Raw genomic sequence first — 22,254 nt, forward strand, 5'->3', positions numbered from 1 at the left:
ACTTGGACATGAGCCTCACCACAGGCGAAGGGAGACGGGCCCCAGAGGGCCGCAGACCCGGCCGGGCGGTACGCCGCCTGCGCCGACCAGAGGAGAATTTGAATGGGTCGTTTCCGTGGTTCCATCACCAAACAAAGCCGCCGCGAGGGCATTAACCTCGCCGAAACCGAGAAAGTCCAGAAGTACCTGGACAAGCGCCCCTATGCGCCCGGCCAGCACGGCCAGCGTCGCGGCCGCGGTCGTCCCAGCGACTACAGCGTCCGACTGCGCGAGAAGCAGAAGCTCTCCCGCCTGTACGGCATGGGCGAGAAGCAGTTCCGCAACCTCTTCGAGGAAGCCGCCAACGTCCCCGGCGTGACCGGCACCGTGTTCCTGCAGCTGCTGGAACGCCGCCTGGACAACGTCGTGTTCCGCATGGGCTTTGCCAGCACCCGCCGTCAGGCCCGCCAGTTCGTCGGTCACGGGCACATTCTCGTGAACGGCAAGAAAGTGGACATCCCCTCCTACCGCGTGAAGATCGGCGACGAGCTGACCGTGGCCGAGGGTAGCCGCAGCATGGGCTTCATCCAGGAAAACATGGAAGCGCAGAAGCGCCGCCGCGTCGCTCCCTGGGTGGAACTGAACCCCGACACCTTCACGGGTACCTTCTCCCGCCTGCCGGCGCGCGAGGATCTGGCCCTGCCGATCAACGAGAACTTCATCATCGAGTACTACTCGCGCTAATTCAGGAGGCCCCAGTGGATCAAAAGCGCCCTCAACTCAAAGCCCGCGTGGACGGCGATTACGGCGAGTTCGTCCTGGAACCGCTCACGCGCGGTTACGGCGTCACCATCGGGAACCCCATCCGGCGCATCCTGATGTCCTCGATCCCCGGTACCGCGGTCACCAGCGTGTACATCGAGGACGTGCTGCACGAGTTCTCCACCATCCCTGGCGTGAAGGAAGATGTCATTCAGCTCATCCTGAACCTCAAGGAAATGGTCGTCCGCTTCCACGCGCCCGGCCCCAAGACCCTGACCCTGCGCGCGCAGGGTGAAGGCGTCGTCAAGGCCAGCGCCTTCGAGGTGCCGTCCGACGCCGAGATCGTCAACCCCGATCTCGTCATCGCCACGCTCGCCGAGGATGGCAAGCTGGTCATGGAAGTGCGTGTGGAGGAAGGCGAAGGCTACGTGCCCGCCGACAAGCACGCCACCAAAGACCGCATCAACTCCATTCCCGTTGATGCCGTGTTCAGCCCGGTGCGCCGCGTCGCCTACCACGTCGAGAACACCCGCGTGGGCCAGCAGACGGACCTGGATCGCCTGATCCTGCGTGTCTGGACCGACGGCAGCGCCACCCCCCAGGACGCCCTGGACAAGGCCGTGGAGATCCTGCGCGACGAGCTGACCGTGTTCGGCAACGTGGAAACCCTCCCCGCGCTGACCCCGGAATACCAGCCGCCCGTATACACGCCCGCGCCCACACCGCAGGCGAACGTCTACGACCTGCCCCCCACGCCCACGTCGCTGAACCTCAATCCCGGCGATTACCCCGCCGAGATGGACTCGCCCCGCGTGACGCTCGAAGGTCTGGGGCTCACGACCCGCGTGCTGCACTCCCTGAAGGAAGAAGGCATCGATTCGGTGGACGCCCTGTGCGCCCTGAGCGACCGCGACCTGAAGAAAGTGCCCGGCATCGGCGAGCGCAGCCTCGACGAAATCAAACAGCAACTCGCCCAGTTCGGCCTCGCGCTTCGCGACTGAGCCGCACCTGAACCCAAAGGAGACTTCCCATGCGCCACGGTAAAGCCGGACGCAAGCTCAACCGCAACAGCAGCTCGCGTACCGCCCTGGCCCGTGCCCAGGCGACCGCCCTGCTGCGCGAGGGCCGCATCCAGACGACCCTCACGAAGGCCAAGGAGCTGCGCCCTTACGTCGAGAAACTGATCACCACCGCCAAGGGTGGCGACCTGCACGCCCGCCGCCTCGTCGCCCAGGACATCCACGACAACGACGTAGTGCGCAAGGTCATGGACGAGGTGGCCCCCAAGTACGCCGAGCGTCCCGGTGGCTATACCCGCATCCTGCGGATCGGCACGCGTCGCGGCGACGGCGTGACCATGGCCCTGATCGAACTGGTGTAAGACCATCCGGTCTGCCTGCCCCCGCTCCGGCGGGGGTCTTTTTTGGTGTCGGACACGCCGACAGATGTCGCTGTATCGCAGGTTGTCCTGCTACCCTGCCGTATGACTCCAACCCTCGTGATCGTGCCCGGCCTGGGTGACAGCGGCCCGGAGCACTGGCAGACCCTGTGGACGCAGAAATTTGGGGCGACCCGTGTGCAGCAGGACGATCTGCATACCCCCACCCCGGTCACCTGGGCCGGCCGCTTGCAGGAGGTCGTCGACGCCACACCGGGCGATCTGGTGCTGGTCGGCCACTCGACCGGCGTGCTGACCATCGTGCACTGGGCAAAGTTGCACGCCGCCGGGCAGAACCGTGTGAAGGGCGCGCTGCTGGTCGGCCCGTCCGACGCCGAGGATCAGGGTGTGCAGGCAGAGTATCCGGCGCTCGCGGCGATGGCCCCCATTCCGCGGTCGCCGCTCCCCTTCCCGGCCCTGGTGATCGCCAGCGAGAGTGATCCCTTCGTGTCCTTTGACCGTGCCCAGGCCTTCGCGGACGCCTGGGATGCCGAATTCATCTCGGCAGGTGACGCCGGGCACATCAACGTGGCCAGCGGCCACGGCGAGTGGCCGGACGGCGAGATCCTGCTCAGCGAAGCCCTGCACGCCTGGACGCCGCCCGACATCGTCCGCTTCTGATCCAGTAGACATCCACAGAAAGGGCCACCTCCGCGCGGGGTGGCCCTGCTGGTACTGGCGACTTCAGTTCGCGCTGACGCTCTCGGTGACCGCGGCGGCGGGAGCCGGCGTGGCGTACTTGTCGAGCAGGGCTTCGAAGGCGCGCTTGGGCTGGGCGCCCACCACGCCCTCGACCGGCTGGCCGTCCTTGAAGAGGATCAGGGTCGGGATGCTCATCACGCGGAACTGGCCCTGCGTGACGGGATTGTCGTCGACATTCAGTTTGCCGACCTTGACGCGGCCCTCGTACTGCCCGGCGATTTCTTCGATCACGGGCGCGATGATGCGGCACGGTCCGCACCAGGGGGCCCAGAAGTCCACCAGGGTCAGGCCCTCGCTGATTTCGCTGGTAAAGGTGCTGTCGGTGAGTTCCACAGGCTTCATGCCCAGCACTATACTCCGGAAGTACCCCCCGGGGCTATATCCGGGATGGGAAAATGCTAACACTGTCTTTATCGGAAAGCAGCGCTGGAACACCCTGGCGGCGTACTGTGGGGTATGCCCGGTGACCTCCGATCGGAACCTGCCGCCTGGGCCGCGTTCCAGGCTGGGGCAGAGTTCTTCAACGCCGGCCACTGGTGGGAAGCGCACGAGGCCTGGGAAACTCCCTGGGCGCAGGCGACCGGCGAGGATCGTCACTTCCTGCAGGCGCTGATCCTGCTGGCCGCCGCCCTCCACAAACGCTGGCGGCATGGCAGCCACACGCACCGCAACCTGTACAAGGCCGACGCGTATCTGGCCCGGCTCCCGGGGGTATACGCGGGCGTAGATCTTATCGCGCTGCGGGCGGAGGTCTGGGCGGCCCTGCACGATCCAGGGCGGCGGCCGCAGGTGATCAGTCAAGTAGAAATCGGCGTGGATTGAGGGCGTCCTCGTCCCTCCGCTATCCTGGGGTCAGGTGGTGCCCACGGGCCCGCCCCATTGCCCGTACTCCTATTCACACGACATTGTCTGGGCCCCGCACCCGTGCGCTGGGCCCACTCCCGGAGGATCCGATGGAACGCATTGCCCTGTTCATTGATGGTGCGAACGTATACGCCGCCGCCAAACGCCTCGGCTGGAATTTCGACCACCGCAAGATCCTCGAGCACTTCTCCGCTGGCGGGGCACTGTACAACGCCTTCTACTACACGGCGGTGCCCACGCCCATTGACGACAAGCAGAAGCGCTTCACCGACGCCCTGACCTACATGGGCTACACGGTTCGCACCCGCCCCCTGCGCGAGACGACCGACGACTCGGGCGAGACCTCCCGCCGCGCGAACCTCGACATCGAGATCGTCACGGACCTTCTGACCACCGCTGACCGTTATGATACGGCCGTCCTGCTGACCGGCGACGGTGACTTTGAGCGGCCCGTCGAGGTGCTGCGCGCCCGGGGCAAGCGGGTGGTCGTGGCGAGTATCGCCGAGATGACCAGTTACGAGCTGCGCAACGCCGCCGATCAGTACGTGGATTTCAAGGACATCCGCGAGCAGGTCGAGCGACCCGGCTATCGCCTGCCCAGCGATCACCGTGGATCGGGGGATCAGCGTGGCGCGGACAGCCGTCCGTACTACGTGTCTGCCACGCTGACCGAGACCGATGACCGCTGAGCCCGGCGCCCAGGAGCCCCCGCGCGCCGACAGTCTGCCGGTCGCTCTGGACGCGGTCGGTGGGGATCACGGGGCTCCCCCGAATGTCGAGGGTGCCGTGGAGGCCGCCCGTGCTGGCGTGAACGTGCTGCTGGTCGGCGATCAGGTTCGGCTGCACGCGGAACTCGGGAAGCATCCGGGCAGCGCCAGCCTGCCGCTGGAGGTCGTGGACGCGGGCGACGTGATCGGTATGGACGAGCATGCCACCGACGTCCGCAGCCGACCGCAGGCGAGCATCAACGTCTGCACCCGGCTGGTGAAGGAGGGAAGGGCCAGTGCCGCCGTCTCGATGGGGCACTCCGGGGCGACCATGGCGTCGGCGCTGCTCACCCTGGGCCGCCTGAAAGGCGTGGATCGGCCGGCCATCCTGACGCACCTCCCGGCGCGCGGCGGCTTCACCACCATGCTGGACGTGGGGGCCAACGCCGACGTGCGGGCCGCTTACCTGGCGCAGTGGGCGCAACTGGCCAGCGTGTACCTGAACGTGCTGGAGGGCCGCGAACAGCCCACCGTGGGCCTGCTGAGCATCGGTGAGGAGGATCACAAGGGCAGCGCCCTGGTGCTGGAGGCCCACGCGCTGTTACGGGCGCTGCATGGGCATGGCGTGAACTTCCACGGGAACATCGAGGGCCGCGACATCTTCCTCGGCACCACCGATATCGTCGTCACCGACGGCTTCACCGGCAACGTGTGCCTGAAGCTCGCGGAGGGCGAGGCCAAGGTCATGTTCGGGTGGGTGCGCGACGCCCTCCAGGGCAGCGTGCGGAGCAAACTAGGCGGCCTGCTGGCGCGTCCCGCCCTGCGCGGCCTGGCCGACCGCATGGATCCCAGCACCTATGGTGCCAGCATCCTGATCGGCGTGCGCGGCCTGGCCTTCATCGGGCACGGCAGCGCCGACGCGCGGGCGGTGAAAAACGCCCTGCTGCGCGCTGCCCGGGCCCACGAGGCCGGGCTGATCCCGCGCCTGGAGGCGGCCTTCCGCCCGGCCCCGCCCTCCGCTCCGCAGGTTCCCGGCTCCCCCCGCCCCGCCCCCTGAGCTTCAGCGTCCGGTGAGGGCGGCCCCCCCTTGGCCTCTCATGAGGAATGTGGAATGCTCGGCGGATGTGGTCTGACCTGCTCGCTGAATTTCAGAAACCGCAGGTGTGGCTGGGGCTGGCCCTCACCCTGCTGATCGCCTACGCCCTCTACCGTTTTGGCCGGACGCTCCTGAAACTCCTCGAACAGCACGTCGGCGCGCGGTTCCGGCGGGGCCTGGATCTGCTGTGGCTGATCGTGGTGGCTGTGGGGTGGCTGGCCGTCGCCACGGACATCACCTCGCTCAGCGGCGTGCCCGTGCTGTACAGCCTGGGTCAGGACATCACCAGCGGGTTCCGACACTCGGCCGGTCAGTTCCTGGTGGTGTTCGCCATGGCCCTGATCGCGTGGAACCTGATTGGCACCATGAGCCGCCGCATCGTCGCCGACGAGGAATTCAACCGCCGCAGCGTGCGCGTCCAGACCCTCAAGGGCGTCGTGGAGAGCACCCTGCGCGTGATCATCGTGGTCATCGCCCTGATCTCGGCCCTCCAGACCATCGGCATCAACCCCGCCGGTCTGCTGGCTGGCGTGTCGGTGTTCGGCCTGGCCGTGGGTTTCGGCGCGCAGAGCCTCATCAAGGACGTATTCACGGGCTTCTTCATCCTGCTCGAGGATCAGTACGGGGTGGGCGACGTCATCACCGTGAACAGCGGCCAGCTCTCCGGCGGCGTGGAGCGCGTGAACCTGCGCGTGACCATGCTGCGCGCCCTGGACGGCACCGTGCACATCATTCCCAACGGGCAGATCAACACCGTCAGCGTGAGCAGCAAGGACTGGTCGCGCGTGGTCGCTGAGGTGGACGTGACCTATGCCGCGAACATCAACGACGCCCTGCGGGTGTTGCAGAAGGTGAGCGACGAGATCTACGCCGACAAGGAGTGGCAGCACTTCTTCCTCGACAAGCCCGAGATGCAGGGCGTGACGCAACTCGCCCCGGACGGTGTGACCCTGCGCGCCCTGTTCAAGGTGCAGCCGAAAAGCCAGTACGCCATCGGGCGGGAGTTCAACCGACGGATCAAGATCGCCATGGATCAGAGCGGCATCGACATTCCCTTTCCGCAGCGCAGCCTGAATTTTGGCAGCACGCCCATCGAGGTACGCCTCACGTGCGCCGACCCACCGAAGGCCCAGGACGCGCTCGCCACGCAGGATCGTCAGAACGCGCCCGTGAAACCCACCCTGACCCGCGAGGAAGAGGAAGGCGAACTGACCTCCTCCTGAGCCCTCGGGCTCAGGCCGGCAGGGGAGACGTGGGGCCGGACGGAGGCACGGCAGGCGGCAGGGGTTCCAGGGTGCCGCCCGCCAGCAGGGTGCTGAATTCCTCGCCGCTCAGGGTCTCGCGCTGCATCAGGACACGGACGATCTCGTGCACGCGGTGAAGCTGCTCGCGCACCAGCGCCATCGCCCGGTCGTAGGACTCATCGATCAATAAGCGGACATCCTCGTCGATTCTCTGCGCGGTCGCCTCACTCATCGCCGCCATCTGGGGGCCACCCCCCAGGAAGTTCCCGTCGTCGGAGGCGAAGGCCACCTTGCCCAGGCGCTCGCTCATGCCCCACTCGGTCACCATGCGCCGCGCGATTCCGGTCGCCTGCTGGAAATCGTTCTGCGCGCCGGTCGTGACCTCGCCGTACACGACCTCCTCGGCCGCGCGTCCCGAGAGGGCGACCACGATCATGTCCTCCAGCGCAGGTTTTGTGACGTGCAGGCGGTCGTCGGCGTCGGGCATCATGTACCCGGCAGCCCGGCCACGCGGCACCACCGTCAGTTTCGCTACCCGGTTCGCGTGCGGCAACAACTGGGCGGCGAGGGCATGGCCGACCTCATGGTAGGCGGTCACTTTCCGGTCGGCCTCCCGCACCACCAGACTGCGGCGTTCCGGCCCCATCAACACCCGGTCTCTGGCCTCGTCCACATCCCGCCCCGTGATCCGACTCCGTCCACTGCGCGCCGCCAGCAGCGCCGCTTCGTTCAGCAGGTTCTCCAGATCCGCTCCCACCATCCCGGCCGTCCGCCGGGCGATCACACCCAGATCCACGCTGGCATCCAGCGGCTTCTTGCGGGCGTGGATGCGCAGGATCATCTCCCGCCCCCGCACGTCGGGGGCGTCCACCACCACCTGCCGGTCAAATCTCCCCGGACGCAGCAATGCGGCGTCCAGCACGTCGGGTCGGTTGGTGGCCGCCAGGATGATGACCTCCTGTCCCGACCCGAAGCCGTCCATCTCAACCAGCAACTGGTTGAGGGTCTGTTCGCGTTCGTCGTTGCCACCCTGGAGGGAGATGCCACGCTTGCGGCCGACGGCGTCGATCTCGTCGATGAAGACGATGCAGGGCGCGCTTTTGCGCGCCTGCTCGAACAGGTCGCGCACGCGGGCGGCGCCGACGCCGACGAACATCTCGACGAAGTCGGAGCCGGAGATGGAGAAGTAGGGAACTTTGGCTTCACCGGCGACGGCCTTGGCGAGGAGGGTCTTGCCACTCCCGGGGGGGCCGACGAGGAGGACACCGTGGGGAATGCGGGCACCGAGGGCGTGGTAGCGGTCGGGCTGGCGCAGGAAGTCGACGACTTCCTGCAGGTCGGCCTTGGCCTCGTCACAGCCGGCGACGTCCTGGAAGGTGAGTTTGATCTGCCCTTCTGCAATCACCGCCGCCTTCGACTTCCCGAACGTGCTCGCGCCGCCCGTGCCGGAACTGCCGCGCATGCTGCGCCACAACACCAGCAGGATCAGGCCCGTCAGCACCAGCGGCAGGGCCTGCCCGATCCACCCGAAGGCCGATCCACCCGGCACGATCCGCAGGGGCACCCTCGCCGCGCGGATGCGGTCGAGCGTCGCGCCGTCGGGCGGCACGACCAGCGAGCGGGCCCTACCGCCATTGTCCGAGTAATCGCAGCCGCCAGCCGACGTGCAGGGCATGAAGCTCACGCTCGCGTTGCCCAGGCTGTCCAGCGTGACGGACGCCACGCGCTTGTTCTTCAGATCCTCGAAGAAGCGGTTCGTGGAGTATCCGCCCCCCAGGCGTGCGGCCGGCACGCTCGCCACCGTGCCCTGCGTGATGGCGGCGGGGGTGGGGGTGACGAGCGCCGTGGCCGTCGTCCCCTGGGCGTGCACGAGGGTCAGCATCCCCGTCAGCCCCACGGCAAGGCCCCACCGGGCGATCAGGCGGCGGATGGACGTCGGAAAGCGCGACATGCGCCATGCTACGCCAGCGGGTCGGCGGCAGACCGTTACCTCGGGACACACGCCTGAACCTCCCTCCGTGCGTGAACCGGGGTGCGGCCGGACACTCAGGTTCCCGTCAGACCCGGCCCGTATGCTGCGCCCATGCGTTCCCTTCAGACCACTGCCCTGATTGCCAGCACCGTTGCCCTGGGGCTCAGCGCCTGCACCCTGTCCGTCCGCCCGAACCTGACCCTGCAGGCCAGCGGCGGCAACCTGATCAGCGGCCTGCACCCGGATCGGGGCGAGGGCAGCACCTACGCGGTCGGGGAAAACGTGCGGATCAATGTCGGCACGCGCACCGCCGGCTACCTGACCCTGGTCGCGCTGCAGAGCAACGGCTACGCCAGCGTGCTGGCCCGCAACGTGTACGTGCAGCCCGGCACCACCACCTTCCCGCGCGCTCAGGACGGCGTGGTGTACACGGTCGCGCAGCCGCGCGGCATCCAGCGGGTGCGGGCGATTTTCACCCGCGTGCGCCCCACCACGGACCTCGTCGTGAGCGGGTACTACGATGGCAATCGCTGGAACACCTTCACCGAGACCTACGTGAGCCCCTACCCGCAGGCCGACCGGGACGTGCAGGAAACCTTCTTCTACATCCGCTGAGCCGACCCCCTCACAGAGCCAGTCGCTCCGCGCGGCTGGTTTTCCTTTACCCTCCCGGCATGTCCCTGACTTTTGCCGACGCGAGCGCCCGCGTGGACGCCTACATCTCGCAGTTCAAGGAGGGGTACTTCCCGCCCCTGCTGATGCTGGCCCGCCTGACCGAGGAGACCGGTGAGATCGCGCGGGTGATCGCACACATGAACGGCAAGACGCCCAAACCCGGTGAGGACGTGGGCGATCTGGAACTGGAACTCGCAGACCTGCTGTTCGTGATGGTCTGCCTGGCGAACGAACGGGGCCTGAGTCTGGAACGCGGCTTCACGCGCATGATGCACAAGGTCGAGACGCGCGATGCCGGACGCTGGACGCGCAAGGACGCGGAGGCGGGAGCCACTCCGGACTCCGGACTGACCGAACCGGATCTTGATGCCGCGCGGGAGACCTCCTAACCTCAGCGTCGCACGCCTCCCACCCGCCCCTTTCAGGAGCCTCCCATGACCGATTCCCGCTATCCCATCGGCCCGATGCCCATTCACCTCAGCCTGACGCCCCAGGAGCGGGAGGAAGCGCTGGGCGCGATCCGCGCGTTGCCCGCCGAACTGCGCGCCGCCGTGCACGGCCTGGACGACGCGCAACTCGACACCCCCTACCGCGAGGGCGGCTGGACGGTGCGGCAGGTGGTGCACCACGTGGCCGACAGCCACATGAACGCGTACGTGCGTGTGAAGCTGGCGATCACCGAGGACACCCCGACCGTGAAACCCTACGAGGAGCAGCTCTGGGCGGAACTCCCGGACAAAGCGCTGCCGCCCGAGGTCAGCCTGGAGTTGCTGGAGCGGCTGCACACGCGCCTGATGACTGTACTGGGCGGCGTCACCGACTGGGCGCGCGAGTGGACTCACCCCGCGCAGGGCCGCACGTATACCATCGACACGCTGCTCGGCATGTACGCCTGGCACGGCCGGCACCACGTGGCACACATCACGCACCTGCGCGAGCGGCAGGGCTGGTAGGTCGTGCAGTTCGGCCCGGAACTCCATACGCCGGTCACGCACCGCGCCGCCGGTGTGGTCGTGCTGAACGACGCCGGGGACATCCTGCTGGTGCGCGAGAATGGCGTCCCCGGGCAGCGGCAGAAGGCCGGCCTGTGGCATATTCCCAGCGGCACGGTCGAGGACGGCGAGAATCCGCAGGACACCGCCGTGCGCGAGGCGTGGGAAGAAGCGGGCGTGCGCGTGCGGCTGCTGAGGTTCCTCGCCGCGTACGTGGGCCGCTTCCTAGACGGTGAGCCGGTGCTCCGGCATGCGTGGCTGGCCGAGGCACTCCCGGATTCGACCTTCCAGCCCGTCCTGCCGGACGAGGTGACCGAGGTGCGGTTCGTTCCGAAGGCCGAATTCGACGCCCTGTACGAGGCTGGACACATCCGCATGTACCACACCAGACTGTTCTACGAGGACGCGCTGGGGGAACGGTTGCGAATCCTCCGGTCGGATATCCCGCCCTCGCCCTGATCGGCAGACCGGAGAAAGTACGACCTCCCCTTGCGGGGAGGAGGCGGTCAGGACAGCGGGTGGCTGCGCTTACTCGTAGCCGAGTTCGCGCAGGGCCTCCTCGTCCTCGCGCCAGTTGTTGATCACGATGACTTCCAGGCCCAGGTACACCTTGCGGTTCAGGAAGACTTCCAGCTGTTTGCGGGCCGCCTGCCCGATTTCCCGGAGCTGCTTGCCGCCGCTGCCGATGACCATGCCCTTGTGCGCGTTCTTCTCGACGACGATCTCGCCCTCGATGCGTTGCAGGCCGTCCTCGCGTTCCGTCCAGCTGTTCACGCGGGTGGCCACCGCGTAGGGCAGCTCGTCGCGGAGCTTCTTCATGGCCTCCTCGCGGATGATCTCGGCGGCCCACATCTCGCGGGTCTGGTCGGAGGCCCCGCCGCGCGGGTAGAAGAAGGGGTTCTCGGGCAGGGCTTCGAGCACCTGCTCACGCAGGGTCATGACGGCGACCGGGTCGTTCTGTGCGGAGAGCATCAGCTCGCTGGTTTCCGCGCTGCGGCCTTCCAGCAGCCCACGGTAGAGCTTCATGGCTTCCTCGGGATACTTGGCGACGTCCCGCTTGTTGCCGATCAGATACAGCGGTTTGGGCAGCTCGCGAACCTGATGGGCGACCAGGGAGTCCTCGTCGGTGGGTGGGTGGCGCAGATCCACGACCCAGATGATGGCGTCCACATCTGCCAGGGCCGCGTGCACCTCGTGGTTCATGTACTTGCCCAGGGCGTCCTTGGGCTTGTGGACGCCGGGCGTGTCCACGAACACGATCTGGTGCGTGTCGGTGGTGTGGATGCCGCGCACACCCCGCCGGGTGGTTTGCGGGCGGGGACTGGTCGGGGCGACCTTGGTGTTCAGGAAGGCGTTCAGCAGGGTGCTCTTGCCCACGTTGGGCTTGCCGACGATGGCCACGAACCCGCTGTGGGTGTCCGTGGGCGTGTCGTCGGAGGTCATGTGAAGATCAGTCATCGCGGGCATTGTCTCATGGAGGGTGAGATCGACGCTGCCGGGTCGGGCACGATTGTCCTTCGGGCGCACCGCGGGCGATGGCGGCGCACCGCCCAAGAATAAAGATTTCATTAAGATGCGGTGAGGAAACGTGGCTGACCTGCGGGCCGTACTGTGGGGCATGAGAGGCCCAGTTCAGACCGATGCCCGCGCCCAGGTGCAGGAAATGTTCGCCCAGAGCGTGGCCGTGCTCTCGCAGCCCAGCCCCGCCACCTTCGAGCGCTACGAGCGCCGCGGCAACCTGAATGCCGCGCTGCTGTACGTGATGGTCGCGGCCGTGGTGTCGGCTGTGATCGCCGCGTTCTTCGCGCTGTTCCACACCGACGTGTCCTTCTTCGGCCAGCTGATCTCGCGCCTGATCATCATCCCTGTGCAGTTCCTGATCTTCACCGGGGCGGTCTACCTGATCGGCAAGAACCTCTTCAAGGGCACCGGCACCTACCCCGAGGTCGCGTACTCCTTCGCGCTGTTCTTCGTGCCCCTGAGCATCGTCAGCACCCTGATCGGCATCATCCCGATCCTGGGCTGGCTGGTGTCGTTCCTGATCGGACTGGTGATGATCTACTTCGGCTTTCTGGCCGCGCAGTCCAGCATGAACCTCCGCGACCAGGGACAGGCCATCGCCACGCTGGTGCTCTCGTGGCTGGCCAGCTTCCTGGTCGCGGGCGCCGTCACGGCCTTCTTCGCCTCGATCTTCGCGGTCGGCCGGGCCATCAGCGGCAACTGATCCTCACCTTCCCAGGGGCGCGGCCAGGACGGCGGCGCCCCATTCCCATGCCGGCCTACTGCTGCTCGCCGTACACGTGCACGGCCACGTCCAGCTCGCCCTTGCCGCCACCGTAATACGTGCCGCGCACCGGGGAAACGTCGCTGTACTCCCGGCCATGCCCGATCTTCACGTGCTTTTCCTGCGCCACGCAGTTGTTGGTGGGATCGTACCCGAGCCAGCCGTAATCGGGGATCAGCACCTCCACCCACGCGTGCGTGGCCTCCGCGCCCTTCATCTCGCCGCCCGAGTACAGGTAGCCGCTCACGTACCGCGCGGGAATGCCCAGCTGCCGGGTGATGCCGAGCATGGCGTGCGTGAAATCCTGGCACACGCCGCGCCCATGCTGGGCGAACTCGGCCAGGGGCGTCCGGACACCAGTCGCCTTCGTGTCGTAGGTGAAGCGCCGGTAGAGGTACGTGGTGAGGCCCATCATGAAGTCCGGCAGGTCATCGTCCGGCCCCGGACGGGTCACGCCGAAGATCTCCGGCCAGTCGCCCGACGGCACGCGCGGACTGGCCACCAGGAACTCGGTGTTGCGCCGCCGCTCGGCCCGCAGGGTGCTCAGGGGCGTGTGCGGCGGCGCGGGCATGGCGTGCGTGTCCACGATCGCCTGCGCCTCGATGACCAGGTGCGTGTGCGGTTCGTGCACGTGCACGTTGTGTACGATCGCCCCGAAGTAGTCCTTGCGGGAGGTGATGTCGGCGTCCGGCGCCACGTGCAGGTGAAAAGACCGCACGCTCTGCCGCGCCTCCTGCGACGGGTGCAGGCGCACCTGATTGAAGGAATCCCACGCGGGAACAGGGTAACGGTACTCGGTGGTATGACGGATCTCGCAGCGCATAAGAAGTGCCCCTAGCCGGACTGGCCCTGCCGGGCAGTGTGGCAGGAATGTGGCCACACCTGTTCGGATGTGTGGGACAGCGTGATGCTGATCCTCATTCCTGCTCGAAATACGCCGCGTTGATCGCCGCGCCCACCTGGTTGAAATCGCTGAGCAGTTCCTCGATCGACGGGTACTCGTCCTGGACGATGTGCTCCACCGACGCGAACTGCAGCCGGGCCACCAGCCAGCGGGACAGTTTCAGGATCTCCGGATGGGCGCCCGGATGGTGCTGGTCGATCTGCACCAGGGCGTCGTGCAGGTTCTCGGCGCTGTAGCGCACGGACCGTGGAAAATACTCGTTGAGCAGCAGGAACTCCGCGATCAGGATCGGATTGATGCCGCTGTGCACGCTCTTGCGGTAGGCCTCGTAGGCACTTGCGCCCTTGAGGGCACTGACCCAGCGCTGGTCCTGCAACATGCGGCCCGCCGGATCGTTGCGCCGGGCGCTCGACGCGGCGTCCTTCAGGCGGTTTTGCAGCACGCGCAGGGTGTTGTCGCCGCGTTCCAGGGTCTGCCCGGCCCGCAGGAACGACCAGCCCTCATCGCGCGGCAGGGTCGCGAAGGCGATCCCGAAGAAGAACTGTGAGGCGTCGCGCGCCGCCACGCAGTACTCGAACAGCCCGTCCCGGTCGAGGATGTCGCCGTTCTCGAAGCACAGGGTCAGGTACGCGCGGTTCAGGCTCTCCCACATCTCGCTGGGAATCCGGTCGCGCAGCCCACGGGCGTTCTCGCGGGCGCGCACCAGCGAATTGGCGATCGAATTCGGGTTGTCGCGGTCGAAGGCCATCCATGACGAGATCGAGCGCGCGTCCAGCCGGCCGTACTTGGCGCGCAGTTCCGCCTCGCCGCCCGTGAGTTCCAGCAGCGGCGCCCAGTGCTCCCGACCGCGCCCGGTCATCTCCAGGGTGGCGTAGTAGTTCACGTTCAGCAGCCGGGCGGTGTTCTCGGCGCGTTCCATGTACCGCCCGATCCAGTACAGGCTTTCGGCCAGCCTCGACAGCAGCAGCATCAGCCCTCACCTCCGGTCAGTTCGTCCTTTTCCAGCTGCTGCTGGTAGGAATGGCCGCCCGGCGAGTCCACCGGGCCCTGCGACCGGGACTGCCCCTGCGACTGGCGGCCGCCTCCGGACTGCGACTGACTCTGGGACTGGTGCTGCTTGGCGTCCGGCGGGGTCGGGGGCGGTGGGTCGTGGCTCTGCTCGTACGCCTCAATCTGCGCTTCCTCGGCGACCCGTTCCCGCCGCTGCGCGTGCTCCGGCGAGAGCGCGCCATGCGGTTCCTGCGCCGCGTCGATCGGCACGGAACCGAAGCCCCCCTGGAACTGCGACTGGGACTGGGCCTGGAAGCCCGGCGCGCCGGTCACGTCGCCCTGCATCAGCTGGCTCATGCCAGACGGCAGGGCCGGGCCGTCATGATCAAGCACCCAGGTGTCCTTGCTGCCGCCCCCCTGGCTGGAGTTCACGACCAGGCTGCCCCGGCGCAGCGCCACGCGCGTCAGCCCGCCCGGCACGATGGTGACCGGGTCGCCGCACAGCACGTAGGGCCGCAGGTCAATATGCGCGCCCTCGAACTCGGCGCTGTCCGGGTAGAAGGTCGGGTGCCTCGAGAGGCCCACCACCGGCTGCGCGATGAACTCGCGCGGATTGGCCCGCACCTTCTCCAGGTACTCGCTGATCTCGGCGGCGGTGGCCGCCGGGCCGATCAGCATGCCGTAGCCGCCCGCCTCGCCGACCGCCTTGAACACCAGTTCCGGCGCGTTCGCCAGCATGTGGTCGAGGTGCTCGGCATTCCAGCCCAGGAACGTCGGCACGTTGTTCAGGATCGGTTCCTCGTTCAGGTAGTAGCGGATCATGTCCGGCACGTAGGCGTACACGGCCTTGTCGTCGGCCACGCCGGTGCCGATGGCGTTCGCGATCGCCACGCGCCCCTGCCGGTACACCTCGACCAGACCCGGCACGCCCAGCGAGGAGTCGCGCCGGAAGGCCAGGGAATCCAGGAAATCGTCGTCCACGCGGCGGTAGATGACGTCGACCTGCTGGCGGCCGCCGGTCGTGCGCATCCACACGCGGCCCGAGTCCACGAACAGGTCGCGGCCTTCCACGAGTTCCACGCCCATCTGCTGCGCCAGGAACGCGTGCTCGAAGTACGCGCTGTTGTACATGCCCGGCGTCAGCACCACCACTGTGCCATGCTCCCTGGGGCTGACCGACGAGAGCAGCTTCTGGAGCTCGGTCGCGTACTGCTGCACGGGCCGCACGCCCTGGTTCTCGAACATGCCCGGATAGATGCGGGTCATGGCCTGCCGGTTGGCCATCAGGTACGACACGCCGCTCGGCGAACGCAGGTTGTCCTCCAGCACCAGGTACTCGCCCTGCTCGTCGCGGATCAGGTCGGTACCCACGATGTGTGTGTACAGCCCCTGCGGCGGCATCACGCCGTGCACCTCGCGGCGGAAGTGCACCGACGTGTACACCAGCTCGGCCGGAATCACGCCGTCCCCGAGGATCTCCGCCGCCGAGTAGATGTCGCGCAGGAAGGCGTTCAGGGCCTTCACCCGCTGGGTCAGGCCCGCCTCGACGTGGGCCCACTCGCTGGCCGGAATGATGCGCGGTACCGGATCGAAGGGAAAGGTGCGCTCGGTGCCCTGCGCGTCGCCGTACACGGTGAAGGTGATGCCCTGGTTGCGGAAGGCCACATCCAGCAGTTCGTGCCGGCGCTGGAATTCCCGCACGCCCAGCCGGTCGAGGTAGTCCAGGACGCCCTGGTAATGCGGCCGGACTTCGCCCTGTGCAGTGAACATCTCGTCAAAGAACCTGCTCCCCGGCTCGTACTTCATGCGTCTGGCCTCCTTGGGCGCATCCCTGACACGGAAGATAGCGGCTGGGTGCGCCGGGCGGGCCGACGCTGTCCACCTTCCGCACCGGTTGCAGGACGGCGGGGCCGCCCACTGGACGGCCCCGCACGCTGAATTCGACCGGAAAGGGGCTCAGTAGCCTGCGCCCACGGCGCTCAGGGCACCACGCGCCGACCGTCCGGGCCGTAGCTGAGCAGCACCGCGTCGGCGGCGGCCACCGCCTGGCCTGCGCGCACCAGCGCCACCACGGCGCCGCCGAAGCCCGCGCCGGTCATACGCGCCCCGAAGATGTCCGGGTGGGCCTGGAGCAGCGTGACCAGCTCGTCCACCTGCGGGTGCGAGACCTGGTAATCGTCGCGCAGGGACGCGTGGCTGGCGTTCATCAGCTGACCGAAGGCCGCCGCGTCCGCGCCCAGGCCGGCGAGCACGCGCGCGTTCTCGCTGACCACATGGCGGGCGCGTTTCTTCAACAGCTCCGGCAGGGTATCGAGCGCCGAGACGTCCGTCACATCCCGCAATTCCTTCACGCCCAGCAGGCGCGAGGCCTCCTCGACCTGGGCGCGGCGTTCGTTGTAGCCGCTCTCCGCCAGGCGGCGGGGCACGCCGGAATCGATGACCAGCACCTCCGCGCCCGCCGGGAAGGGCACCGCGCGGCGCTCCAGGCTGCGCGTGTCGATCAGCAGCATGGTGGTCGTGTCGGCCAGACTGGACGCCATCTGATCCATTACGCCGCACTGCACGCCCACGAACTCGTGCTCGACCTGCACGCCGCGCAGGGCCAGCGCCACGTCGTCCAGCTCCAGGCCGTACAGCGTTCTCAGGGCTCGCAGGGTCGCGACCTCCAGCGCCGCGCTGCTGCTCAGGCCGCCGCTGGGAACGTTGCCCTGCACGAACACGTCCAGGCCCTCCGTGACGCCGCTGAGGTTCAGGCACCCGGTCAGGTACGGCGCGAAATCGGTGCCCGTCTCGCCGACCGGCACACGCAGGGTCTTGTGGCTGTTGGCGGAGTGCAGCGCGTGCTCCTGCGTGCCGTTGCGCCCCACGCTGACGGTGGTGCGTTGCGGAATCGCGGTGGGCAGCACGAACCCCCCCTGGTAGTCGGTGTGCTCGCCCAGCAGGTTCACGCGGCCGGGCGCGGACGCGGTCGCCTCGGGGGCGCGCCCGAAGAGGGTTTCAAAGCTGCTCACTGGTCACCCCCCTCCAGCTTCACGGCGCGGAGTTCCTGGGCGGCGGCCTCCGGGTACTTGTCGTTGGCGAATTCCCCGGCGCCCTGCTCGGTGCCCGCGAGGTACTTCATGCGGCCCGGCGCGCGCAGGTACGGGTAGATCTCGATGTGCAGCGGGAAGGCCGGGTGCGGGCCGTCCAGCGGGGCCTGATGGACGGTCATCAGGTACGGCATGCGGCCGCCGAACAGCCCGTCCTGCCGCCGCAGGGCGTCCCGCAGCACCCGCGCGAAGCTCTGACGCTCCGGTTCGGTGAGTTCCGAGAGCAGGCCCACCGGCCGGGCTGGCAGGACCCAGGTCTCGTAGGTGTAGCGCGCGAAGGGCGGCACCACGCTCAGGGCGGCCACGTCATCCCGCACGATCCGCTCGCCCGAAGCCCGCTCTTCCGGCACGAAGTCCGCGAGCCACGGGCGGCCCAGATCCGCGAGGTACGACTCGGCGCTGCGCAGCATGGTCGCCTGCACGGGCGGAATGTGGTCGTAGGCGTAGATCTGCCCGTGCGGGTGGTGCAGCGTCACGCCGACCTCCACTCCCCGGTTCTCGAAGGCGAGCACGCTCTTGATTTTCCCGGTCGCCGCGAGCCTAGTCGTGCGGTCGGCCCACACCTGGAGCAGCAGGTCGATCCGCGCGTCCGACAGGTCGCACAGCCGCCCGGTGGCATCCTGGCTGAATACCACGACCTCGCAGGCGCCCACGCCGGCGCGCGTCTCGGCCGGACCGGGATCGGGCTGCGGGGGGTTCAGGGTCAGGCTGGGGAAGCGGTTCTCGAACACCGCGAGGTCGTAGGTGCCGCGTGGCAGTTCAGTCGGGTGCTCCGGATCACTCGTCGGCGCGAGCGGGTTGTACTCCGGTGGGGGCAGGAAGGTGCGGCCCATGCGGTGCGCGGCGTACATGACCCACTCGCCGCGCAGCGGATGCCAGCGCATCACGGGGCGCGCGTCGACCGGCTCGGTGCTGGGGCTGGGAATCTCGCTGTCTACCCGGACAGGTTGCAGGCCGTACAGCGTCAGTGACCGTCCGTCGGGCTTCGTGAAATCCTCTTGATACATGGTGAATATCCTACCTTTCCCCGCAAGGCCCCTCCGTTTCCGGGCGCCCGGAACGCGGCGGATGTCTACATGAGGAGCCCAATAAGGAACCCAGCCTGGGCCGGGGTCTTCGGCCGGTCAGGCTGGGTTCCAGGGCCCTTAGCTGGGAGGGCTTACTTGATGTTGCTGCTGACTTCCTTCAGCGCGCCGTCGAGGATCGAGCGGTAATCCGGGTTGGGTTTCTGGACGCTCTGTGCGACCGCGCTGCCCCACGGCCCCCAGATCGCGCCCATCTGCGGCACGTTGGGCATGGGCGTTCCGGCCGAGATGGCCTTCCCGAAGCCCTGTACGATGGGATTGCTCTTGAGTTTCGTGCGGGCGGCGAGGCTGACCGGGATGCGCCCGCCCGCCTGGTTGAAGGTCGTCTGCGAGTCCTGCGTGACCAGCATCTTCGCGAACTGGGCCGCGACCGCCTTGTTCTTGCCGTACGCGTTCAGGATCACGCCCTGCACGCCCACGAACGGTGACCACTTCGACGTGGCGCCGGGAGGGGTCGGCAGGGTGGTGATGCCGTAATCGATGCCCGCCTTCCTGATGTCGCCCATGTCCCACGGGCCGGTGATGAGCATGCCCAGCTTGCCGTCCACGAAGGCCCCCTTGGCGGCGTCGGCGGTCACGCCTTCGGGCACCAAGTTGTACTTGTAGCGCAGGTCGTTCATCAGGCTGACGGCCTTGAGCGCGCCCGCGTTGCCGATGCCCACGTCCTTCACGTTCAGGGTGCCCGCGGTATTCTTGAAGATGTAGCTGCCGTACGCGCTGAAGATCCCGTAATTCGCGTAGGCGTTCGTCAGGTCCACCAGGAAGCCGAACTTGCCGTTGCCGGTGTTCGCCTGCGCCACCTTGATGAATTCGTCCCAGGTGGTCGGCGCGGTCGGCACGATCTTCTTGTTGTAGATCAGCGCCACAGACTCCGCGAACATCGGCAGGCCGAACAGCTTGCCGTTGTAGGTCATGGCGCTCAGGGCCGTCTTGTCGAGATCGGTCTTCGAGGTCAGGTACTTGTCGAGCGGCTCGATGATCCCCGCCGACGCCAGCTGGCCCAGCCGGTCCTGCGGCAGGGTCACGACCATGTCCGGCCCCTGGCCCTTGGGCGCGGACTGGAGCAGCTTGTCCGGAATCTGGTCGAGCGGCAGGGCCACGATGTTCACGGTGTTGCCGGTGGCCTTCTGGAAGGCGGCGGCCTGCGCGCGGATCCACGCGACCTCGGCGGCGTCCGTGAAGTGGTTCCAGACGGTCAGCGTGACGGCCGAGGCCTGCGAGGCGAGCACGAGCGCGGTGATGGAGAGCAGTCTGTTCATGGGGTTCCTCCTGAAGGAAACGGGGTGGGTCGTATGGGGTGGGGGCGTGCCGGGAAGGTCGGAGCGGTGAGGATTCACCGGCTGACCATCGCCGGGGTCAGCACGCGGCTGCTGACTGGAGCAAGTTCCTGTTCCTGCCACGTCACCGCGTGAGCCGTCCAGTTCTGAACGAGGGTGAGGTCGCCGCGTCGGGAGAGGCGTATACCTTCCGGCAGGGGCGTGACCTCGATCCCCGCCTCCTCCAGCAGTTCAGTCAAGATTGAGGAGATCAACGTGACGCTGTGCGCGCCGATGACGGTTACGTTGCCGTGCCGGATTACGGCGGCCTGCCCATCCAGCGGGCCGCCTGCGTAGGTCGCAAGTGTGTCCGCGCCCTGCGGATCGTAGGATTCAGCCCACAGGCGCGCGGCGTACGTGCGATCCGCGAGCATCACGGCCTGCTCCAGGCCATTTGGCAGCGAGTCGAAGTTCAGCGGACGCGCGCCCAACAGCGCCGAGAGCGGCCCAAAGCCCCCGCCGTCCTGCGCTCGGCCCGACCGTCCGCGCAGCGCCGTGCGCGGCCCGAAGACCACCTTGGCGTGCGTGGCGGCCTCAGTCAGGTGCCCGGCGCGCTGCGGCGTCATGACCGTCAGGGCGGGCGCGACGATCACGCCGTAGCCGCCCAGGTCGCTGTCCGGGTGCACGATGTCCACGTCCACGCCCAGCGCACGCAGCGCCCGGTAGTACGCGAAGGTCTGCGCCCAGTAGTTCATCCCGCTGGCGTGCGGCTGCGCGTTGTAGGCCCACAGGCTCTCGTAGTCGTGCAGTAGCGCCACACGGTTCGCCACCGGCGCCAGCGGGTAGGCTGCCGGGTCGATGCCCTGCACCTCGGTGTACCCGCGATCCGGGGTGCCGTCGTGGCGCAGCAGACCCGAGTGCAGCAGTTCCTGCGCCATGGTGGCGGCCTGCCAGCGGAAATACGCCACGCCGTCCGCGCCGTGCGCCCACGCCTGCGCGGTCCACAGTTCCACCGCGCCCGTCGCGGGCAGCGGGTTACTGGGCGCCCAGTCGATCTGCCCGCACTGCTGCTCCATGATCCAGTGGCCCCGGCGGGTCAGACCCCGGTACAGGTCGTGGTTGAAGGCCGTGATGTCCGGATGCCCGGTGCGGGCGTAGGTCACGGCCACCTCGGGCGCCAGGACCTGCCATTCGTCGATGGCCGTCAGCGTGCCCGTCGGGTACGAGTCCCAGGACGCGAAATCGAGGCCCTCGCTCAGTTCGTAGTGGTCGTAGGCGCTGAAGAACCCCATGAAGTTGTGCGTGACGAAGCGGCCGGGCGAGCACTCGCGCAGGATGTCCACCTGTTCGGCCTGGAACGACGCCATCAGGCCCGAGGTGAAGCGCATGAAGTCCAGCGTGTGCGACGGACTGCACGCCGCGACCGCCTGACCGGGCAGGGGAATCTGCGCCCAGTCGCTGTACTCCATGCTCCAGAACACGTTGCCCCAAGCCTCATTCAGGGCGTCCAGGGTGCCGTAGCGGGCCTCCAGCCACATGCGGAAGGCGTCCTGCGCCGCCGGCGAGTACGTCTGCGCCGTGTCGCCCCAGCCGAACTCGTTGTCCGTCTGCCAGCCGATCACGGCCGGATGCTGCCCGTAGCGCTCGGCCAAGGCGCGCGTGATCCGCCGCGAGTGCTCGCGGAACACCGGACTGGCCGGGTCGTAGTGGCGGCGGGAACCGAAGGTCTTCACACGACCGTCACGGCCCACGGGCAGGACGTCCGGGTGTGCCTGCACCAGCCATGCCGGAGGGGCGGCGGTCGGCGTGCAGAGCACGACCTTCAAGCCCGCATCGGCGGCCACTCGGATCGCCTCATCCAGCCAGGCCCAGTCGTACTCGCCGGCGCGGGGCTCCATCCGGCTCCACGCGAATTCCGCCAGACGCACGAACGACAGTCCCAGTTCCCGCTGCTGCCGCGCGAAGTCGGCCCACAGGGCGGGGGAGACGTGCTCTGGATAATCGCAGACACCCAGCAGCAGGGAAGCAGGTGAAGTGGGTTCAGATGACATGACATGCTCCCGGTATGGGACAAGAACGCCTGGCACCGTCCAGGACGGAGGTGCGGGGCAGGAGGCACGCAGCGGTGCCGGCGGCTACAGATGTGCCAAGAGCTTATGAACTGTTACGGTTAACAGTTGTGTGCTGAAGCGGAATGGGATGGTGGCGCAGAAGC

23 protein-coding genes are annotated in these 22,254 nt (G+C 67.8%); 13 read left to right on the forward strand and 10 right to left on the reverse strand.

Features of this window, described 5'->3' with window-relative positions; translation table 11 throughout:
• Positions 1-102 precede the first annotated feature (102 nt).
• The 4 genes from rpsD (at position 103) to E7T09_RS14235 (ending at position 2,800) form a co-directional block, all read left to right on the forward strand.
• Entirely contained in the window at positions 103-723 is a 621-nt protein-coding gene (gene rpsD, locus E7T09_RS14220; RefSeq protein WP_136389875.1) for a 30S ribosomal protein S4, read from the forward strand.
• Between the two features lie 14 nt (positions 724-737).
• Positions 738-1,742 carry a DNA-directed RNA polymerase subunit alpha gene (locus E7T09_RS14225; protein WP_136389876.1) on the forward strand — a complete coding sequence of 335 codons (1,005 nt, stop codon included), beginning with the start codon at positions 738-740 and terminating at the stop codon, positions 1,740-1,742.
• Between the two features lie 29 nt (positions 1,743-1,771).
• Positions 1,772-2,122, forward strand: a complete 351-nt coding sequence (gene rplQ, locus E7T09_RS14230) for a 50S ribosomal protein L17 (RefSeq protein WP_136389877.1) — start codon at positions 1,772-1,774, stop codon at positions 2,120-2,122.
• Positions 2,123-2,224: 102 nt separating this feature from the next.
• Complete coding sequence (locus E7T09_RS14235) at positions 2,225-2,800, forward strand: alpha/beta hydrolase (protein ID WP_136389878.1); 576 nt, start codon at positions 2,225-2,227, stop codon at positions 2,798-2,800.
• Between the two features lie 63 nt (positions 2,801-2,863).
• On the opposite strand, the gene trxA is transcribed toward E7T09_RS14235, so the two are convergent.
• Positions 2,864-3,223, reverse strand: a complete 360-nt coding sequence (gene trxA, locus E7T09_RS14240) for a thioredoxin (protein WP_136389879.1) — start codon at positions 3,221-3,223, stop codon at positions 2,864-2,866.
• 114 nt (positions 3,224-3,337) lie between these two features.
• On the opposite strand from trxA, the gene E7T09_RS14245 reads away from it, so the two are divergent.
• The 4 genes from E7T09_RS14245 to E7T09_RS14260 all read left to right on the forward strand — a co-directional run bounded on the left by E7T09_RS14245 (position 3,338) and on the right by E7T09_RS14260 (position 6,771).
• Positions 3,338-3,703 carry a DUF309 domain-containing protein gene (locus tag E7T09_RS14245; RefSeq protein ID WP_136389880.1) on the forward strand — a complete coding sequence of 122 codons (366 nt, stop codon included), beginning with the start codon at positions 3,338-3,340 and terminating at the stop codon, positions 3,701-3,703.
• A gap of 131 nt (positions 3,704-3,834) precedes the next feature.
• Positions 3,835-4,434 carry an NYN domain-containing protein gene (locus E7T09_RS14250; RefSeq protein ID WP_136389881.1) on the forward strand — a complete coding sequence of 200 codons (600 nt, stop codon included), beginning with the start codon at positions 3,835-3,837 and terminating at the stop codon, positions 4,432-4,434.
• Positions 4,424-5,509, forward strand: a complete 1,086-nt coding sequence (gene plsX, locus E7T09_RS14255; RefSeq protein WP_136389882.1) for a phosphate acyltransferase PlsX — start codon at positions 4,424-4,426, stop codon at positions 5,507-5,509. Before E7T09_RS14250 ends, plsX begins: the two co-directional genes overlap by 11 nt.
• Positions 5,510-5,574: 65 nt before the next feature.
• On the forward strand, positions 5,575-6,771 hold the full coding sequence (locus tag E7T09_RS14260) for a mechanosensitive ion channel family protein (protein WP_136389883.1): 1,197 nt from the start codon (positions 5,575-5,577) through the stop codon (positions 6,769-6,771).
• A gap of 10 nt (positions 6,772-6,781) precedes the next feature.
• Here E7T09_RS14260 and ftsH read toward each other — a convergent pair whose 3' ends face one another.
• Positions 6,782-8,743, reverse strand: coding sequence for an ATP-dependent zinc metalloprotease FtsH (gene ftsH, locus E7T09_RS14265; protein WP_240741801.1), 1,962 nt, complete (start codon positions 8,741-8,743; stop codon positions 6,782-6,784).
• A gap of 132 nt (positions 8,744-8,875) precedes the next feature.
• Here ftsH and E7T09_RS14270 point away from each other — a divergent pair, with 132 nt between their 5' ends.
• Genes E7T09_RS14270 through E7T09_RS14285 form a run of 4 tightly spaced genes read left to right on the forward strand, consistent with a single transcriptional unit; the run spans position 8,876 to position 10,890 of the window.
• Positions 8,876-9,379, forward strand: a complete 504-nt coding sequence (locus E7T09_RS14270) for a DUF4384 domain-containing protein (RefSeq protein WP_136389884.1) — start codon at positions 8,876-8,878, stop codon at positions 9,377-9,379.
• A gap of 59 nt (positions 9,380-9,438) precedes the next feature.
• Positions 9,439-9,828, forward strand: coding sequence for a nucleotide pyrophosphohydrolase (locus E7T09_RS14275; RefSeq protein ID WP_240741802.1), 390 nt, complete (start codon positions 9,439-9,441; stop codon positions 9,826-9,828).
• A 45-nt stretch (positions 9,829-9,873) separates the two neighbouring features.
• A complete protein-coding gene (locus tag E7T09_RS14280) occupies positions 9,874-10,392 on the forward strand; it encodes a YfiT family bacillithiol transferase (protein ID WP_136389885.1) in 519 nt (172 codons plus the stop codon).
• A gap of 3 nt (positions 10,393-10,395) precedes the next feature.
• Positions 10,396-10,890: a Nudix hydrolase gene (locus E7T09_RS14285; protein WP_136389886.1), complete on the forward strand. Its 495-nt coding sequence runs from the start codon at positions 10,396-10,398 to the stop codon at positions 10,888-10,890.
• A 69-nt stretch (positions 10,891-10,959) separates the two neighbouring features.
• Here the strand turns inward: E7T09_RS14285 and era are convergent, their stop codons facing one another.
• Positions 10,960-11,889 carry a GTPase Era gene (gene era / locus E7T09_RS14290; RefSeq protein ID WP_136389887.1) on the reverse strand — a complete coding sequence of 310 codons (930 nt, stop codon included), beginning with the start codon at positions 11,887-11,889 and terminating at the stop codon, positions 10,960-10,962.
• Positions 11,890-12,049: 160 nt separating this feature from the next.
• Here era and E7T09_RS14295 point away from each other — a divergent pair, with 160 nt between their 5' ends.
• Positions 12,050-12,655, forward strand: a complete 606-nt coding sequence (locus tag E7T09_RS14295) for a YIP1 family protein (protein ID WP_136389888.1) — start codon at positions 12,050-12,052, stop codon at positions 12,653-12,655.
• Positions 12,656-12,710: 55 nt separating this feature from the next.
• Here E7T09_RS14295 and E7T09_RS14300 read toward each other — a convergent pair whose 3' ends face one another.
• The 7 genes from E7T09_RS14300 to E7T09_RS14330 all read right to left on the reverse strand — a co-directional run bounded on the left by E7T09_RS14300 (position 12,711) and on the right by E7T09_RS14330 (position 22,090).
• Positions 12,711-13,538: a transglutaminase family protein gene (locus E7T09_RS14300; protein ID WP_136389889.1), complete on the reverse strand. Its 828-nt coding sequence runs from the start codon at positions 13,536-13,538 to the stop codon at positions 12,711-12,713.
• A 94-nt stretch (positions 13,539-13,632) separates the two neighbouring features.
• Positions 13,633-14,589, reverse strand: coding sequence for an alpha-E domain-containing protein (locus tag E7T09_RS14305; protein WP_168734856.1), 957 nt, complete (start codon positions 14,587-14,589; stop codon positions 13,633-13,635).
• Complete coding sequence (locus E7T09_RS14310; protein WP_136389890.1) at positions 14,589-16,415, reverse strand: circularly permuted type 2 ATP-grasp protein; 1,827 nt, start codon at positions 16,413-16,415, stop codon at positions 14,589-14,591. Before E7T09_RS14310 ends, E7T09_RS14305 begins: the two co-directional genes overlap by 1 nt.
• Before the next feature lie 173 nt (positions 16,416-16,588).
• Positions 16,589-17,620 carry a galactokinase gene (gene galK, locus E7T09_RS14315; RefSeq protein WP_136389891.1) on the reverse strand — a complete coding sequence of 344 codons (1,032 nt, stop codon included), beginning with the start codon at positions 17,618-17,620 and terminating at the stop codon, positions 16,589-16,591.
• Positions 17,617-18,705: a galactose-1-phosphate uridylyltransferase gene (gene galT / locus E7T09_RS14320; RefSeq protein ID WP_136389892.1), complete on the reverse strand. Its 1,089-nt coding sequence runs from the start codon at positions 18,703-18,705 to the stop codon at positions 17,617-17,619. The genes galK and galT overlap by 4 nt, the downstream gene beginning before the upstream one ends.
• A 152-nt stretch (positions 18,706-18,857) precedes the next feature.
• Positions 18,858-20,042: a maltose ABC transporter substrate-binding protein gene (locus tag E7T09_RS14325; RefSeq protein WP_136389893.1), complete on the reverse strand. Its 1,185-nt coding sequence runs from the start codon at positions 20,040-20,042 to the stop codon at positions 18,858-18,860.
• A 74-nt stretch (positions 20,043-20,116) separates the two neighbouring features.
• Positions 20,117-22,090, reverse strand: a complete 1,974-nt coding sequence (locus E7T09_RS14330; RefSeq protein ID WP_136389894.1) for a beta-galactosidase — start codon at positions 22,088-22,090, stop codon at positions 20,117-20,119.
• Positions 22,091-22,254 lie beyond the last annotated feature (164 nt).

The sequence above is a fragment of the Deinococcus sp. KSM4-11 genome (assembly GCF_004801415.1).
Classification (GTDB): Bacteria; Deinococcota; Deinococci; order Deinococcales; family Deinococcaceae; genus Deinococcus.